This is a genomic window from Pedobacter endophyticus (genome assembly GCF_015679185.1).
Classification (GTDB): Bacteria; Bacteroidota; Bacteroidia; order Sphingobacteriales; family Sphingobacteriaceae; genus Pedobacter; species Pedobacter endophyticus.
In genome coordinates this window covers 4,111,571-4,129,920 of sequence record NZ_CP064939.1, presented here as the reverse complement: position 1 = coordinate 4,129,920, position 18,350 = coordinate 4,111,571, and the positions used below count along the sequence as shown (strand labels likewise).

Below are 18,350 nucleotides of genomic sequence, written 5' to 3'. Positions count from 1 at the left end.
AATTATATATTTAATTTAAACGATTATTTAACTAAAATAAGAAGAAAATTAATATTTCCAAATAATTTTCGAATAAATGGCTTATTATATTTTTTATGGACTAGAAATTCTAATAGTTTGCGTGGGTCCATAGCAATTTCGCTTTTTAAGCTAGTCGCTGGTTTTCGTCTCATGGTAATCATTTTCCGTATTGATTATCCAAATATTCCCCTTATCTTTTTTGCCTGAGAGAAGGTTGTCGACTGCGACCATTGCCGTTAGCATTGAATGGTCTTGATTATTATATTTATGCATGCCATTTCGTCCAATTAAGAACATGTTGCTAAAAGAATCTGTATATTCACTAACTAGCGGAAGGTCATCGTAACTACCAAAATACGCTGGATATGCTTTGGGTACTTTTATCACAGTGCTATCCAATACCTCATCAGGTTCAATAAAACTTATTTTAACCAGCTCCTCAATTGCGAAAGTAATGAAATCCCTATCTTCCATGTTCCATAGATGATCTCCTTCATTGCAGAAGTACTCTAGTCCCAACCATACATTATTACTATCAGCAACCATGTAGGGACTCCAATTATTAAAAATCTGTAATCTACCAAGCTTCACATCGTTTTCTTGGATATAGATCCAATTATCGGAAATTAATTGATCAGGATTCTGACCGGCTTTATTTGGCATTTTATCCTTAATTTTCAAGCCCTTAAGTAAGAGCCCAACCGTAATAAAGTCCCTGTATGCTAGCCCCTTTGCAACTTCTTGTATCACCAATGGGACTTCATCCCCCATTCCCAAAATAAGGTCCTTAATGGGCATTGTCGAAAAAAGGTAATTCCCTGTGTAAACCAGCTCTGAATCACTTGCAACATCCTTCACGGAAACCTCGACCTGACTTTCGGTAATCCATTTTATTTTTGTTACCCTGGTGCCAAATACAATCTTGCCTCCTAGGGTGCTTACCTTGTCTGCAACTTCTTCCCATAGTTGGCCCGGACCAAATTTCGGGTACATAAATTTATCTATAAGACTCGTTTCAATTTTTTTTTGTTCTATGGTCTCATCCTTTTCGAACATTGATTTTATAGAATGTTTTATTGCTTTTGAGATTGAAAGGCCTTTTATCCGTTGCGAGCCCCACTCCGGCTTTATCTGATGACATGGAATACCCCAGACTTTCTCGGTATAATCCTTAAAAAACGTTTCATATAGAACCCTACCAAATCGATTTACCAGGAAGTCTTCAAGGGTTTGTTCGTTTTTTATAGGGAACAAACGGATTGTGATATAGGCTATACCAATCTTGATTATTCTTATAAAACCCAAGTTTTTTGCTGCAGCGTAATTTAGGCTTATTGGATAATCGAAGAATTTCCGCAGATAAAATATTCGTGAAACCCTTTTACGGATTAACATAACCTTATCCCCTTTTTCAGAATCTGTGGACGCAGGGCCTATTTTAGATAAGTCAAGATCTGTTAGGGGCTGTGAAGCTGGCTCCAGAGGTAGGGTATTGGCCCACCAGTCTAACACTCTGGTGGACTTCGAAAAAAATCTATGCCCGCCTATGTCAATCCTGTTTCCCTTGTAATTGACGGTTCTTGAAATCCCCCCAATCTCATTACTAGCTTCAAGTATGGTCACATCTATGTTTGATCGGGTGGCTAATTCGAATGCAGCCGTCAGTCCGCCTGGACCTGCGCCGATAATAATCGCCGTCTGTTTTTTACTCATTTGGTGGATTAGGAAATCGTTACGTAAACAAAAAACCTTAACTTTTGAAAAAAGACATTCCCTGTTTGATTAAGATAAGAACCGTTGCAACCTCTTTTGAAGTTTTTGGAGATCAACAAGTTTGATTGAGCGTTTTTTTTCATATATCGTTAGGGATTTGACTAAAATATACATTTAAAATTAAAATCCAATCATATCAACTTAATAGTAATGTATTTCTTGGCACCTGCGGTTCTACACTTGAATTCCAAACGACAAAGACTCCTGTTTTGTGAACTCTTTTCTATGCAACTCAAATTAGAGTTCTTCAGAAATCCTATTTTTGTTCAATAAAGCTACAACAAGATATTATACAGAAAATGCTCACTACAATAAAATATTTTTTCCAAGGTAAGACCTATTTAAGGACCATTGCAGAGATATTGTTATATGGTTACCTCCTGTTTTGGTGGTCTTGGAAGCTAAATAGCCTACCCGGTCTGCATGGGGATGAAGCGTGGATGGGAATAATGGCAGATTCCTATAAAACGGAGGGCTTCCATTCAATTTATGGCATGAATCATTACACGGGTATTTTACAAGCGCTGAGTTCATATCTCTCGTTTTATTTCTTCGAATCAGGTGTGGGTCAACTCAGAATCCCAGGAGTATTATTTAACTTGATTGGCGTTATAATAATATCCCGGATACTAAAAGCCTACAGTCAACAATCCTCAATCTTATTCTTACTATTCATCGGTCAATCAGCAATATATCTGATCTTACCCAGAATTGCCTGGGAAGTTAATAGCTTTACAATGATCCTTATGGCCATATACCTTCTTGTGGTAACAAAAATTGTGAAGACAAACGCCAAGCCCAGGCCGATCTTGATAATCTTATTCCTTATGATAAACTTATTGGGGACTTATAATCATATTATCTATGCAAGCGTTTCTTTTGCTGCCCTGTTTGGTTTATTGATATGGAGCGGACACAACAAAACTTATTGTTATAAAAATCTGATCATACTGCTTTTTGTAAATCTATTTAATTTAGCTGCGCTCCATATTCTAATGAGCTTTTTCAATGTTATTTTTGATGTGAAATATGGAATGATATGGGGTAGTTCGATTATTATTCTTGTTTTATTAGAGGTGCATTTATTTGCTTATGCCTTTGAAATGGACTTTAATTTTAAAATTAGAATCCCAAGGTATGTTGTGTTAATAATTGCATCAGCGGGTCTCGCGACATTTGTTTTCTGCCATGGATTAGCATTCTTTGATGTATTGACAAATTATAAGATCTTTCTAAATATTTATTCATACCCGGTAGCATTGGGCATTAAGGCGTTTTTTATATTTCCGGCTATAATTCTCTGTATCTCCTGTATCTATCATCTCTGGAAAGACGTGTTTTCGTTCGGAAAGACCACTGTGCCAGGTATTATTTTAATTAGTTATCTGGGTATTTTTAGCCTCTTTACCGTCCATAATTCGGTTAGATATTACCTTATAATATTCATCCTTATAGCATTATATCTTTCACTAAAAGTTTGCCATGATCCAAAAGCCAGTAGAACATTGTACTTGTCGCTTGTTTTCTCTTTCTTTTTGAGCGCCCTAACTCTCTTTAAAGCATTTTTTCTTGATGTCAAAGGGTACAAAGTTCTTGAGGTGAATATCGGCAATGAACAGATCGAGTCGTCAGGACATTTTCTCCCCAAAAAAAACCTGGTAGATTCACTAAGGAAATACCGTGTTGGGAAAATTGAATATATGACTGATCAATATTTTATAGAAGAGCCGGTTATGTTTTACAAACTTGCAAATCCTTGGAAAGAGGATAAAAGAAACCACGCGATAATAGATTACAGAGGTAGCAGAGGTGGATTTATTATTATTATAAAGAACTAGTTCTTTTGTAGCTCATAAACAAAAATTTCCTGGTCAAAAAAGGACGAATCATAAAATTCAGTGATTATTCTCTCAAACGCATTAAAATTTTCGAACACAAGAGTGAAACCATTATTTTCGAGTAAGGCAAGTGTTCTTGGTCCAGTAATATCTTCTTGCCTTATTAATAGTAGTGTTACATCTCCCAATTGCTGATTAAATGGATCCGGACCCCATATTGTAGGGACTATGATTCGGGATATATTTGAATGAAGATAAAAAGTATCTTTTGGGGATTGCCAATCAATGTAAGGATTTATCCCGTTAACACAGATAAGGTTTATCTTTTGTTGCGCATATTTTTTGTGTATATACTCGCCAACTGCAACCTTTGCATCACCTGCCCCCCTAAAAACGGTAGCCCCAAGACCGATCGAGTTAATTGTTATAAATAAGATTAGTAGTGCTAAGCCAATTCCACGAGGGGGTAATAGTTTAAGCCGGGAAAAGTGCTGAAACCCTAAGATAAGTATTATAGGGACCAAGTTCGCCAATGGAAATAAAAACCTCAATTCCTTGTGGGGAACAATTGAGTGAACAACAAGAAATGGCAAGGTAGTCCATATAAAAACACTCTTTGGTTCATAAAATACCATTATTAAATATGCAATTGAGATGAGGATCCCAAGAGGGCCAGTTGAAAAAAATATGTAGTATAATATTTCGTACCAAGGGGAAGCACCAAACTGTGATGCTACATCCTTGATAAGATTGATATAAACATAATTATATATAGTTAAATTAAAATCGCCATAAAACCAGATGTCAATTACAACTCCTGTTGAAAGAACAGCAATTATTGAAAAAATGATAACTGCCAATCTCTTCTTTGACTCCCCCTCAAAAACAATTAACCACAATATGGCCCCGCAAACCATTATGGCCGTTTGATATCTAAAAAGTATCGAAATCCCCAGGACAATCCCGAGACAGATTCCCTGAAAATTTGTTCTTCTGGGATTGGGTCGTCCTATTAAGCCTAGGGCAAATACAAAACATACGCCAGAACATGTTTCAGATGAAAAACGAACATTTATATATGGCAGGAACCATATAAAATAAGACATTAGGACAAAAAGATTCCGATAGTCGTTAATAACCGCGTGCTTAAATGACTGAATAAAGAACCTAATCGCACTAATGCTGAATACAGCAGTTAGGGCTCGCAGAATGAAAGAGAGTTGATAGGAGTCATCAAGCCCAATGGAATTGCAAATTTTAAATACTGTAAAGCATAAAGCTGGTTGAAAGCTTGATCTTAATCTCGATGAGAATTCCCAGGCAAGATCAGAAGATGAGGTATTACCCATTTTATAATTTGCAAATTCAATAACTTGAAAATGTTCATCGAAATGATAATAGCCAGAACTATTGTATGCCACAACTAGGTACAAAATTAGTACCACAACATAAAAATAAGAATCTGTTGAAAGATCTGTCTTTGATAGTTTTTTCAATAGAAGATCTTTTGTGCTTAATATCGGTTGCATCGATTTGGAGATTGTTAAAATAGGTTGACAGGGAATTCTAACTGTTTAATATTTTAAGCTGTTTAATATTTGGTAAATTGTCGCCAGGCCAATAAATATGGAAATAATGCCTATCGCTGAGTAATTGACAAATCGTATCCTGGAAAGATGGATTTTTCCGCGACCAAGTAATAGGCAAAACAGTAAAACGGCCGGATATATGTACCTAAAGTCGTTAGAAGATGAAAAAGGATATGCTATCCTAAAAATCACCATCGAGCCGACCAAAAGTAAAAGCGACATCAATACTGGTAAATCATTTTTATAGTGTTTTATTGTTACAAAAAGCCCAGTAAGGAATATTGGCAGTAGCAATAAAAAAAATAGGCTTAATGCACTGGCAATAGCTTTTAACACCGGCGACGTTTCACTAAACTCACCCAGCAGGCTTGTTTTAAAAAGAAAGTGCCAAAAGTTATCCCGTCCCCGTTCCGGGTTTATTGCGCTTGTATATGGTACTTTGACAAATTTTACGGCATCAAAGGTCAAAAAGGTTCTTAAATTATTTTCTACCCTCAAATCATTGCCCAGCCCATTGGCATTACTGACAACTAATGGCGCATCTGGATCATACCTAAAGCGGGCAATCTTATCAGAAAGGGTTAAATAGCCAATGAACACCAAAAATATGGCAAATAGGTATGCTTTACTTATATATCTCATTTTAAACAGCTTTATGTCCTGTTTTGTAAAGCATCTTATTGTTAAAAGCGTACCAACCAGACCCAACAGTATAAAACCGTTTGTTTTCGACCATATCGCAAAAGAGGCACAGATTAAAATAATGAGAAAGTCACCTAATTTCTGAGAATGCCACCATTTCAATATGAAGTAAAATGCAATCGCATAAAATAGTTCGAACAGGATATCGTTTCCAATCCTACCGGAAAAAATAGTGTTGACCGGCCAAAACAGAAAAAGGGAAATCACCAAATGATATGAACCCCGAAGAGTATTCTTGTCAACATTCTTTCTTAGGGTCCTGAAAACCAAGTCAACCGTCCTAACAGAAAAATAAGAATAAAATATAAAGATGAATAGTGTAAACGCCTGCATCATTTTCAAGAACTCTTCATAGTTAAAGTGGGCATTCAAGTTTACAAGGCTCCAAAAGAGGGCAGCGCAACGATAATAAAAAGAGGGATGGTAAAACATCCATCCACCAGAGGCAACAGGACTATGGCCCGTGTCCAGCATATATTGTATGTATTGGATGTGCCCCTCAACATCGTAGGAATATTCATCATAAAAGCGGCAAACAAGAAAGGCTGAACAAAGTATAAATGACAAAATAAAGATGCAGCATGAATACTTAGCAAATAAGCAATTCGTGTAGATCAAATGGAGGGAGGGAATTAAGGCTGAACCTAATATGGTCCAGATGATCAGCCATCTATGCAAGCTACTGTTTTTGAGTATGGGCCCGAGAAATAAAACTACCGTAATAACTAGAATGTAGAGGAAAACGGCATACAGTCTGTTCCCCTCGCTTCTTAAAAGATGTTTGAAGTTACCAAAGATGGTAAATGTAAACGGTTTTGGTTTAAATAGAATCATGAAAAGAAACACCAATATCATGAAATAATACTTAGCATAAAAGGTCGTATCGTAAAATTGAAGCCCAAAATGTCCGCTACGATTTTCTGTTTCTAGCTTTAAGACGTTAGCCCCAGAATGAAGCTGTTTTTTTAAATTTATATCGAACCCATTATTGCTATCACATATTTTTTCCAATGCTATGTCTAGCATAATATTCCTGCCATTTAACTCTATGCTTCTGAAGCAATCATCAACGATGACATGGAATTTTCCCGACAACAAGGCCGAGTTATATATTGTTAATTTATAGGTATAAACGCCCGGCTTACCTGCATCCTTGGATTTAAATGGTAGGATAACCCTTGAAGCGGAACCGCTAGCGGTTATAAGATCTGCCCGAAAGGGCTGGCTAGAATAATATATTGATATTGCAAGGACCAAAGCCATAACCATTACAATACAGAAAGATGTTTTCACATTAAAGCGCAGCATGGCAGGGTATTTTTTTGCAAGATAATTCTTTTGCTGATAAAATTTAATTTGTAATGTCCGTAAAGATTTTTGTTAATTATTTTATTCTTTTTCCACACAATTCATATATTGGAGAAAAATCATCGCTTTCATATGAAAAATAAAAATAGCAGAAACATAATATTTATGGCTGCAGTATTTGTATCGTTGTTAATCGTCTATTTTCCAGTTAGTAAATTCGACTTTTTGATTGGTTGGGATGATCAATGGTTTGTAACTAACCATTTTACAGAAGGTGGATTCTCAATTAGTAATATCAGATCAATATTTACAGATTTTTATTACGGTCAATATGCTCCGTTAAACCAGTTATATTATACAACACTCTATCGTTTATTTGGCTATACACCTGGTGTATACCACATTGTAAGTGTAATGATTCACTATATAAACTGCCTATTGGTTTACTATTTTTTGAAAGAATTAATGGGTGATATTGATACGAGGGAAAATTTAAAAAATGTTAAACTTGCTTTCCTTACAACAACAATGTTTGCAATATTGCCCATAAATGTAGAACCCGTTTCCTGGGTTGCGGCATCGAAAGTGTTGATATATGCGATGTTTTACGTTGTTGCTTTAATTTCTTATAGAAAATACTTAAGTTCGGGAGAACCGTCAAGTTATTATTTAACACTAGTTATGTTTCTTTTTTCCTTTGGAGCAAAGGAACAGGCGGTTGTTTTACCTGTATGTTTAGTATTGCTTGATTATCTATATAGTAGAGATCTTCGGAACAAGTTAGTCTGGCTTGAGAAGCTCCCTTTTTTTATCTTGGCAACAATGCTCGGATTGGCAACGCTAGATTCCCAACAAATCGATAGAAGTGATTTTTATACGTGGTTCCAACGTATCCCCTTATTTTTCTATTCTGTAAGTGAGTACATTACCAAATGTATTCTCCCGGTCAATCTTTCATACTTGTATCCTTTTCCATTTCTAAAATCTGAAGATATTCCAGTTTGGTTGTGGGTTCATGTTATATCCATTCCTATAATCGTCGCCTGTTTTTTTAATAAACTGAAAAACAAAATAATTTTGTTTGCTTTGAGCTTTTTCTTTATACATATAGTTTTAACGAGTAACCTGTTCTCATTAGCTCGGTATTCTGTCATTGCGGATCGTTACGCCTACATTTCTGCTGTGGGCTCATGTCTATTTGTTGCAACAGTTTTGTTAAAGTATTCTTCACCAAAATATAGATTAAGCCCCCATTTTACGGCCCTCGGAGCAATATATCTAGTCGCTTTAATCTGGACCTCTCAGAATTATGTCCATGTTTGGAAAAATGCTTTTACGCTTAAGGAAAGATTAAAGATCACTATCGAGTCCAGATCTGATTTTAAAAAAATAAAGGATAATGAAAGATAAAACATCGTTACACATCATCGGATTCATTTTAATTGCGGTAATTTTCTTTATAAATATTTTTATAGCGGTTAACTATTATTTTCTTGATAAGCGTACTCTTCCCCAATTTTATATCTGGCAAACAAATATTAAGAAAAAATAAAAAGTCAAAAATTCTTACTTCTACAGTTTTGATTGCTTATGATAATGACTATATTAGTTTGCATCTAATCTGAAATACCTCAGAGGAAAGAATAATTTTTAGGAAATAAGTCAAGGACAAAAACAAAGAAACTGGGCACACAAAAATTATAAGAATTAAAATAATGTATTTAAACAAATACGTACAGCGTTTTCTCCCGATGGCAATCAAAGTAGTCAAATATGGCGTCATAGGGCTATTTGGAATGGCTATCGATTTCTCCTTGACATATTTGCTGATTGAGTCTTTTTCAATGGACAAGTTTATAGCTTCTACAATCGGTTTTATTATTGCAGTAATTAACAATTATCTTTTAAATTCAAAGTGGACATTTGGAAAACAAAAGAATTCTAGTAACAGCAAATTTATGTGTTTTTTTATAATTGGTCTTGCAGGTCTTGCTATTAATTATCTTTCGATATTTTTATTGCATACCTACGGTCGTGTGGATATTTACCTTAGTAAATTGGTAGCAGTAGGAATTGTTTTCTTCTGGAACTTCATGACGAACTATTATATAACCTTTAAAAATTCCGAAAGAATGTTCACTTAGGTGGACAAACCAACTTGGTTGACCCCTTGCCGCTAATTTACTAAAATACTTAAGAGCAAAACTTTACAACAATTTTATTTCCTGTTATACGGGATCAATCTATTCTGGTATATCCACAAATGACCGTAGAAGATATTTTATCCTATATCCTAGAAGAAAGTTGTCAATAATAATCAAATCATCAGCTTCTCCTTTCAATATCAGATTACCAGTATTGTTTTGTTTGCCAGTCAAGGAAATAACCTCTGGATTGACTATCAAACATTTTTGCTTGTCCGCCGTGTGTCCCAAAAACTGCTCCTGAAATATCTTTAGGTAACGATGGCGGGTTTGATTTGATGTGATGCTAACCTCATCCAAGGTAATAGACTTTATCTCAAGATTAACCAATAAATTTACTGATTTGTCTCGCAATGTAATGGCAACTGAAGGACTGTTGTAACCAAGCATTTTTGTTGAGACCAGGTAGTTTCCAGCTTGCATGTCGACAAACCTAGAAATACCTCCGGCGTCAGTTACTGTAACTTTTTGGGCGCCACTAATAAAGACAGTTGCTCCCTGTATAGGTTTATTATTCTCATCAGTCGCGGTACCGGAAATATTGTAAAGCTCCTCGGCGCGAAGATCGGAACTTATTACAATTTCAAAAATAACAAGTAGCAAAATTACTAAATGCCTCATATGTCTTTGTTTTTTTCCATCATTAAAAATATTTATACTGCGTCTGAAAACCTAATTGATACCTACAGGTTGCTCAATGCTGGCTCCTTACAGCTGACAAGCTCGAATAGAACAAAGTGTAATGTGTTTTTTTGCGTTTCTCAATCGTACTTAAAATTAACAATTCTTTTCTTTCAAAAGGGTAGAGATTTCGGTTTGCATTTTCTCCGTAATCAACCATTTTAACAAACTGAAGTGTGTATAAATGGTTTTGTTCTTGCTGCACCTTTTGTCTATCATATCCTGGACTTTTGGTCAATTATTTTTGGACGTTTGCTAATATCCACACTATCAACGATTTAGGTCCTGCCATTATTTTTATTTTCCCGTCTTATATCTTTTTTCCTTGTTTCGCAGATGTTCGTACAGCTTAACGCCTTGGCGTTTGTCTCCATACATACCTTTAAATAGCCTCCTTGGAAACCATAAAAACAGCTTTCGACCTGCACCATCCCTCTATTTGCTCGGGGCTGTAGTCCGCATTCAGTAATGCCGAAACTTGTGCTTTTAGATGTTCATCGAAGCGGATGTTTTTAGGTTTTTCCCGATGCCTAGAGTCAGCTTTCTTGTCTGCAAGAGCAGCTTTGTACACACCGCTTCTGCCGTCCGAGTTTCTTTATATTTCCAGGGAGATAACAGTTATTCCCTGCCTACATAATCTGAAATTTCAGAGAGGCTTTTATCCTATCGATAGATAAGCCTCTATTTTATACCTTTGTTCTAACGTTAAATGGGCTTTTTTTTTCAAGTGTGGTAACCCAAAATAAGATGAAATTTTTCGGTTATTTTAAAATGCTGTTGTATTATTAGTTGAATCTGAGCAATTATTTCCAAGTGGGATTCCATGATAGGTTAGTTACCAAGTCTTTTTTCCAACGTCAAAAAGTCCTTTTTTAAGGATGGGAACTTCTTTGACAATCTTATAAATTGCTTATCAAAAAGTCAGGACAAGAATTGTAGCAATTCAGCCCACTTCTAAAAAGACATCAGAATAAGAAATTAGAACATCTCCATTTCGGTTTCTCCAAACGAAACAACCATTGAATCCAACCCTGCTTTTCAGAAAGTTAAAACCGCTTAAAATGAGCAGAGTGACCACTTTCAAGCGCGATCGGCCGACAAAGATGCCCACGATGGATGAAAACCAGTGGCCACTTTTAGCAGAACCCCAATTATAACTCTTTTGTTGAAGACTTGAAGTGGATTGCTGATTTGAAAATTTCGAACTAAGACTGCAATGTTACCTTTTTTCTAGAAGAAATACAGATTAGCTATCCATGTAGAGAGAAATTATGATAATCTATTTTAGGAAAGACAGAGACCTCTTTGTTTCAAAAAAAAATCCCACTCAATTTGCTTGACCGGGTTTGGATTGTTAACTTTAAATTTACCATTAAGATGATTTTGTGGGTTTTCGGTATTTTTCTGTAATCAGAATAGCTGGTTTCAATCATACATCTTCATTGATCTTAAATTGTCAATTATCTCTATAGCAATATCGGTTGACGGTCTACTGGCCAATATTTCTCTTTCTTTCTTTTGGACTAACTCAAGCTCAGGGTCTTGAAGAATATGTTGAATATGACTATAAAATTGATCAACAAATGATGTCAATGATGTCACATCGGATTCATATCCCTCACTTAAAAATTTAACCCTACAAGAATAGTTATATATAAATAATATTTTTCCAGACCCTGCTTCGCCAGACAGGTGTACGGACCATTTGTTCGGTTCTCTAGAGGGGATGATTGTATCTTTCCATTTATCTCCGACAGTGTAAATTATTTTAAATACAATTGTAAAAGAATTAGAAGAATTAAAATGATAATAAAAAAAAGATTGATAAGAACTACTGACTTTTAGTTTAGATAAGTATTGTTTATTAAATTTGAATTGATTAACTACAATTGGTTTTAGAATTGTTATTTCCATCATTACATTATTTTTCGGATAAAAATATTAGTTTTTAGTTAAGTCGTTAAAATAGTCGTAAATATTAAACAAATAAAGCGCTTCGTGGTAAGTCCTTAACTAAAAATTGTCGTAAAATGTATAATTGGTCTAATTTATGTAACCGTTATAGTATGCACTATAAGTTCTTTCTATATCGTACGGGGTAGTATAAGAGTTTGATTTAGGCAGTTGATTAGGCTTCTTGACTGTGTGTCTTGAGGTCCTCTTAGTTATCCAGCGCAAGTTAATGACAGGGTACCCAACTGGACTGTGATTATACTGTGGCGTTTGTGATAAAAAATTGTACCAGGAATCTTCTGTTCCATCCAGTAAATGAGTTGTCTGCGATGCATTTACAAGGCTAACCCACATACTAACAACTTCTTCGACTACAGCAACAGGTGCACCCGCACCAAGGTAGGCCGAACATTTGATATCTGCTTCAAAATTAGTCCTACAAGGATTTCTACTCATATAGCCAAACTCTAATGCATCTGCATCCTCACCAGCCCGATCAATATTTTCATCGACCATGTATCCTATATGTTGATAAAAAGTAACAATTGAATTGCTATATGGCGGGTTCTCATCCAGACTGGAGCCACTACCGCTCCCTGAACCGCTCCCTGAACCGCTCCCTGAACCGCTCCCTGAACCGCTACTTGGGCAAGACACTCCCAAATAGGTTCTCTTAAGGCTAATTAAGCATCCATCAGCATATGTGGTTTCTTCTTGTATGTGCACAGTTCCCCCTTCACAATAAGAGGATGGAAAACCTATATTTTGCACAACTGGATCTCCACAGGAACCCGTTGTCATCACTTTTCCTGCAGTTAGAGACATTAATTTACTATTAAGAACGGGATGATTTGGCAAATCTGATTTGGAATTACGTACTTGCATTTGCGATAATACAATACTTTTTTTAGAGGGCTGACCGTTTTCAAAAGTATTGCTGTTTTTAAGGATATAATTCATGTCATATCTATTAACAGCTCCTGTAAATTTATCTATTTTAGCTTCAGCATAATTTTTAAGTAAATGCTCAAGATTAGATTCGATCTTGTAATTTGCTCCAAAAAATTCTACTATTTGACCGTCCATGATGTCATTTTTGGATATTGTGAAAATGAAAAAACGTCTGATCCTGTAATTTTCATTTGTCATATAATGTTCGGGAGCAGGAACTATCAACAATTCCTTATTACTAGTCGACATAATTTTCCAAGAGTCAGCCCATAAAGGCTTAAGTACTTGTGTGCTCTTTTTAAGGTTTTGTAACCTCCAAATTTTGGCATTTTCCATAATCGAAGCATTTACGGATTCTTTGCCATCAACCATAAAAATAATGTCTTTTCTACAGGCAAAAAGAAAAAGGCATAAGCCTGTGAGTATCGTTAGTGTAATTAGAGATTTTTTTTTCATTGAAAACGGATTTAGAGAAAACAAATATATTAAACTTTTTTCAATATTCATTTTATTTTGGATACAATTCCAATTGTCGCATTTAATTTAATTTTATGTAAGCATTTAATAATTTGTTACTATAAAAAGACAATAATGAGCATGAGAAGAATACCTAGAAGCTGCTGGCAAGCGCTACGATCAGCTTCAATTGTTAGACGACGGTCGAGCGTTCTTGTTGGTTAGGTTGTCCATGAATTTTAATTCGCTTTCGGTCATAATCAATCTCAAAGGCAACATTCAAATATTCATCATCCTTCACATCCAAGTCTCTAAAACCTCGTTTATATTTAACAACTAGGCAATAAAAATTATTTTTTGTTTAAAAGCATGGCATTAACGTGTCGAAAAGTCATCATCAGTCGCCTGCTTGAGAATCCGCAATGCATTTTTTGCCTGCTTAGCTGATAAAGCAGCTTTTCTGTTGGACAAGACTCCCAGATTGTAGGCAAGCTTTCTGTCAAATGGAGTGAATTTGTTATGTTCTTTTGTCCATTTGGAAACAGAAAACCAGGTTTCTGCGGTTATTTTCCTTGCTTCTTCAATGATTTTAATCTCCTGGAGGGGTCAGATCCACTGCATCTGCGCCGTCATTCATCTGGTTTTCTCCTTCTTTTATTATATCATCATTGATCAGACTGACATCGATAAACTTATCTTTTAAGGTAAACCAGCATTCCTGTTTCTTACACCATTAACCGATGTTCATACCGACCTTTGCAGGCGTTTTGATGTGTTTCCAGACAACGGGTATCATTTCACCGATAACCGTATTGAGATTTTCGGAGATTGACTGATATTCCCAAATTGCGCTTGGGTTCAGTCCCATAGAATGAAAACCCAAGGAGGTTGCTTTGGCTCGGCCAGCTGACCTTACTCTTCATCCTGTTAACCTTCAGTTTCAGCCCGTCTTCCAGATATACTGAAATACCTGCCATTACCCGCTGTGCCGATTTCCTGCTTCTTAAATAGATACTGCAATCATCAGCATAACGTACGAACCGATGCCCACGCTCTTGGAGCTTCTCATCAAGTTCGTGAAGGATCACATTTGATAATAACGGGCTTAATGGACCGCCTTGTGGCATACCTTCTCTTCTTGGGCTGACCAATCCATCCTCCATGATTCCCGCATTCAGGTAAAGACCGATAAGCTTCAATGTCCGCTTATCTTTTATCTTTAATGAGAGCAGGTACATAAGTTTGTCATGGTTTACCCGGTCAAAGAATTTATCCAGATCAAGTTCCACAATCCAGGTATAGTCTGTATTAAGGTATTGCTGAGCCTTTAGCACTGCCTGACGGGCATTGCGATCTGGCCGGAAACCATAACTATCAGAGGAGAAGTCGCCCTCGTACTTGGGGCTCAGCCATTGAGAGAGGGCCTGTTGGATCAACCGGTCAATGACCGTTGGGATGCCAAGCATCCGCATACCACCGCTGCTTTTGGGTATCTCTACTTTTCTCACAGCGTTTGGTCGATAATCGCCTTTTAAAATATTAGTCCGTAATCTCTGCCAGCTCGTATTCAGGTAGTCGCGAAGTTCATCGGTCTGCATACCATCAATACCACCAGCACCTTTATTGGCAGTGATCTGAATAAAGGCTCTTTGTACATTTCGGATGTCTAATATTTCTTCAAGCATAATACTAAAAAAAAACTCCTTCCCAGGCATTGTGCACATTGGCTGCACGGCTCGGCTCAGCTCCTCTTATACTTTACTCTCGGATTCCGTCCTACCCTCATATAAGCAGTTCGCTAATGTGGTTCCGCTGTAAGCGCTCTGCCATAAACTTCCTGTTTCCTTTGCCATCCTAACATTTGGTCCTTTCTGCATCGGAAAAATGCAGTACTACGACCGCTGCTGACTTCTGATTGAGGCATTTACCATCTCTGCTAAATGTTTCTTCTCCTGTAATCGCGCTTACACTTGACAGAACTCATTCAGATCTCTAGGGTTAAGACAATCTACTTCCTATGGATGTGGTCTCTGTATCTACGTAATAGTCCCCGTGCAGTATTGGGCTTCTGTTTGTTTGGCAACATCACCCGGACCAAATCCGCCTCGTATACAGTTTCTATTCGTAAGCCCCCATACTTGCCTCGGACTTCCTTCAGATTCGCAGTCGCCCACGACACCCTTGTCTCTAGCTAACACTTCCTACTGCAAAGCCTGTTCGGGACTTCAACCCTATAGTAAATTACCATTCCCGACGCACCAAATAAAAAGCCCCACTCGGGCGAAGTGGATCTAACTGATTGATTATCAGATGCCTCTGCTGGGATCGAACCAGCGACCCTCTGATTAACAGCGACGCAAAAGATGTTAATATCTATTAATATTTTGTTGTATTTATTTGTATTTCAAACAGTTATAAAAAATAATGTCTATCTTTAGATTTTGATTTGCACAGTTATTTCGATAAAGTTTGTGCAAATTTTGTGCAAATGAAAACATGATTTTAGACGATGAAAGAAGCTACAATTTCACTTTACCAAGACACACGCCGAGAGCTGGGCAATGGAGATTATCCAATTAAATTGAGAGTGTATTTCCAACGCGCGAAATTATATGATACCGGAATTTCCATGAGCAGAGAAGAGTTCAAACATGCATATCTGAATCCTTCTCCTCGAGGTAGATATAAACGAATTCAGATTAAGCTTAAAGCAATTGAATCGAAGGCTATCGAAGCGTTGAAAAAAGTTGATGACTTTTCATTTTATAAATTTGAAAGAGCATTATTTAAAGTAAGATCCAGTGTGAACAATGTATTCTACTATTTCACCGAGTATATTCAGTTACTGGAAAGTGAAGACCGAATTGGTTCGGCATCCAATTATATTTCCACTGTAAAGTCGCTTAAAGAGTTTTGTGGATTAGGTAGAAAAAAACCACCAGAGAGGATTGAATTTGATTTTTTTGATGTCAATATACTTAATAAATATGAACGATGGATGTTGGGGAGAAATCTAAAACGGACAACCGTTGGAATCTATCTTCGAGCTCTTAGAAGAATTTTTAATCTAGCTATAGAAAATGCAGACATTCCACAGGAAATTTATCCATTTAAAAAATATAAAATACCTACAGGTAGAAATATTAAGAAAAATTTGAGTTCGGAGATAATGAAATCCCTTTTGACAGCAGATGTAGATGGTGATGAATTTATAGAGAAGGCAAGGGATTATTGGTTCTTCAGTTATCAATGTAATGGAATGAACATCAGGGACGTTGCAGAGTTGAGATTCAGAGATCTGGGAGAAGGTTATTTTAGTTTCCTACGCAAGAAAACTTTTAACACAACTAAATCAGATCCAAGACCTATTGTTGTTCCGATAACCTCACATATTGCGAGATTTTTTCTCAAATATGGAATAAAAAATGGGCAGGCAGATGATTATGTGTTCCCTATATTCTCCAAGGATATGGACGCCAAAGAAAAATATAGGGTCAATATGAACTTTGTACGATTCATAAATCAGCACATGGTTCGGTTAGGGAAAAAGTTAGGTATACCATTCAATATAGGAACAATGCATGCTAGACATAGCTTTACGACTAGAGCGGTACGATTGGCGGGACTTGAGTTCGCACAGGAGGCTTTGGGGCATACGACAATCATTACGACTCAAAACTATTGGGCTGGTTTTGAAAATGAAGCGAAGGTCAAAGTTGCAGAGCAATTAATGGATTTTAGCTAACAAAAAATCAACTTATATAACATAGACTAATATTGCTTAATACTAAAATCTTATCTAACTTCCTTAGAAAACAACATTTATATTAATTTGCTTCATTTCCACTGGTGCGATGAATGCAATGACAACGATGCATAATCCAGTAATTTGATTTGCCGAATCGCCTGGACATTATTCATATAACATTCAGCGAGGAAAAAAAAATATAGATTTTGATTTGTAATACCCGATTTGATTGATTGCCATCTAAAGATATTAGTATTCACAAATTTGCCATCCCAAATTAATGCTTACTCTAACAAATGATATTTAAATCAAATGAAGCTAATTAAATATTCAAAACTTCAACTTATTTAATGTCAAATTGAGCATCAAATAATCTCAAAAACGAACCCTTTATTGATAGCCCAGCGGCTAAAGTTTACTTTGGTCGTCAAATAAAAAATATTTTATTAGAAACTGTCTATTAATCGATCACAACAATTTTTTCGGTTTTTTCAATAGGTTGTTTTCATTGAATATAGTCATAGCATCAATATCCTTATCTAAAAATTTATTCTTCCAAAAAACGAGTTTGGCCTTCTCAAATATTTGTTATAAATAGTTCACGAACGGAATGTTTTTTATTCTTATAACAAACATAACAATTTTGCAATGCCATTCAAATTCACCCAGTTAAATTTCCTTGCAGAAGAAAAGGCGTGGTAAAAAGAATATCGTCCTTTGCATACTGAGAATTGAAGCACCGAAAAGTGATTTTTTTAATAAAACTCTGTGCTGAAATAGCTGAGGCTTATGGCAACCATATCTATCAGTACTTCTAGGGTAATGAACATACACTTGTATTTGTCGTCAGAAATGGTCGATTTTAATAAATTGATTAAGGATCTGCGTCAATTATACAGATTTTATCAACATCAAACTGAAATTGGATAAAACGTAAGGTTGAAGGGATTTGAAAAAGAAAGGCAGAAGTTTTATTATGGGTCGATACACGGATTTCAGCATAGAATAACAAGCTGAGCTTATCTTCTGTAAGTTGGAATGAGTCACCCGCAGGTAATCCGCGATTTTAAGAAAGGTGGTAACAGCTAGCCGAAGTGATGCATATAAAACCTATTCCAGTCAGCAT

General features: G+C 36.1%; 11 protein-coding genes. 4 read left to right on the top strand and 7 right to left on the bottom strand.

The window, feature by feature from the left end:
- Positions 1 to 150: 150 nt before the first annotated feature.
- Positions 151 to 1,734, bottom strand: a complete 1,584-nt coding sequence (locus tag IZT61_RS16855) for an NAD(P)/FAD-dependent oxidoreductase (RefSeq protein WP_196098201.1) — start codon at positions 1,732 to 1,734, stop codon at positions 151 to 153.
- Positions 1,735 to 2,093: 359 nt separating this feature from the next.
- Between IZT61_RS16855 and IZT61_RS16850 the strand changes: the two genes are divergently transcribed.
- Positions 2,094 to 3,632: a hypothetical protein gene (locus IZT61_RS16850; protein ID WP_196098200.1), complete on the top strand. Its 1,539-nt coding sequence runs from the start codon at positions 2,094 to 2,096 to the stop codon at positions 3,630 to 3,632.
- Here IZT61_RS16850 and IZT61_RS16845 read toward each other — a convergent pair.
- On the bottom strand, positions 3,629 to 5,128 hold the full coding sequence (locus IZT61_RS16845; RefSeq protein ID WP_230383742.1) for a glycosyltransferase family protein: 1,500 nt from the start codon (positions 5,126 to 5,128) through the stop codon (positions 3,629 to 3,631). The two genes, IZT61_RS16850 and IZT61_RS16845, sit on opposite strands and share 4 nt — an antisense overlap.
- Before the next feature lie 78 nt (positions 5,129 to 5,206).
- Positions 5,207 to 7,216 carry a hypothetical protein gene (locus IZT61_RS16840; RefSeq protein ID WP_196098198.1) on the bottom strand — a complete coding sequence of 670 codons (2,010 nt, stop codon included), beginning with the start codon at positions 7,214 to 7,216 and terminating at the stop codon, positions 5,207 to 5,209.
- 180 nt (positions 7,217 to 7,396) lie between these two features.
- On the opposite strand from IZT61_RS16840, the gene IZT61_RS16835 reads away from it, so the two are divergent.
- Both IZT61_RS16835 and IZT61_RS16830 read left to right on the top strand, forming a co-directional pair.
- Entirely contained in the window at positions 7,397 to 8,641 is a 1,245-nt protein-coding gene (locus IZT61_RS16835; protein ID WP_196098197.1) for a hypothetical protein, read from the top strand.
- Between the two features lie 305 nt (positions 8,642 to 8,946).
- The gene (locus tag IZT61_RS16830) at positions 8,947 to 9,375 is read left to right on the top strand and encodes a GtrA family protein (protein WP_196098196.1); all 429 of its coding nucleotides are present in this window, start codon (positions 8,947 to 8,949) and stop codon (positions 9,373 to 9,375) included.
- Between the two features lie 99 nt (positions 9,376 to 9,474).
- On the opposite strand, the gene IZT61_RS16825 is transcribed toward IZT61_RS16830, so the two are convergent.
- From IZT61_RS16825 to ltrA, 4 genes are all read right to left on the bottom strand, one after another.
- Positions 9,475 to 10,056: a carboxypeptidase-like regulatory domain-containing protein gene (locus IZT61_RS16825; protein ID WP_196098195.1), complete on the bottom strand. Its 582-nt coding sequence runs from the start codon at positions 10,054 to 10,056 to the stop codon at positions 9,475 to 9,477.
- Between the two features lie 1,485 nt (positions 10,057 to 11,541).
- Positions 11,542 to 12,033, bottom strand: coding sequence for a hypothetical protein (locus tag IZT61_RS16820; protein ID WP_196098194.1), 492 nt, complete (start codon positions 12,031 to 12,033; stop codon positions 11,542 to 11,544).
- A 126-nt stretch (positions 12,034 to 12,159) separates the two neighbouring features.
- The gene (locus tag IZT61_RS16815; protein ID WP_196098193.1) at positions 12,160 to 13,527 is read right to left on the bottom strand and encodes a hypothetical protein; all 1,368 of its coding nucleotides are present in this window, start codon (positions 13,525 to 13,527) and stop codon (positions 12,160 to 12,162) included.
- Between the two features lie 746 nt (positions 13,528 to 14,273).
- Positions 14,274 to 15,161, bottom strand: coding sequence for a group II intron reverse transcriptase/maturase (gene ltrA / locus IZT61_RS16810; protein ID WP_230383741.1), 888 nt, complete (start codon positions 15,159 to 15,161; stop codon positions 14,274 to 14,276).
- Between the two features lie 824 nt (positions 15,162 to 15,985).
- Here ltrA and IZT61_RS16805 point away from each other — a divergent pair.
- On the top strand, positions 15,986 to 17,221 hold the full coding sequence (locus tag IZT61_RS16805) for a tyrosine-type recombinase/integrase (RefSeq protein WP_196098192.1): 1,236 nt from the start codon (positions 15,986 to 15,988) through the stop codon (positions 17,219 to 17,221).
- Positions 17,222 to 18,350: the final 1,129 nt, after the last annotated feature.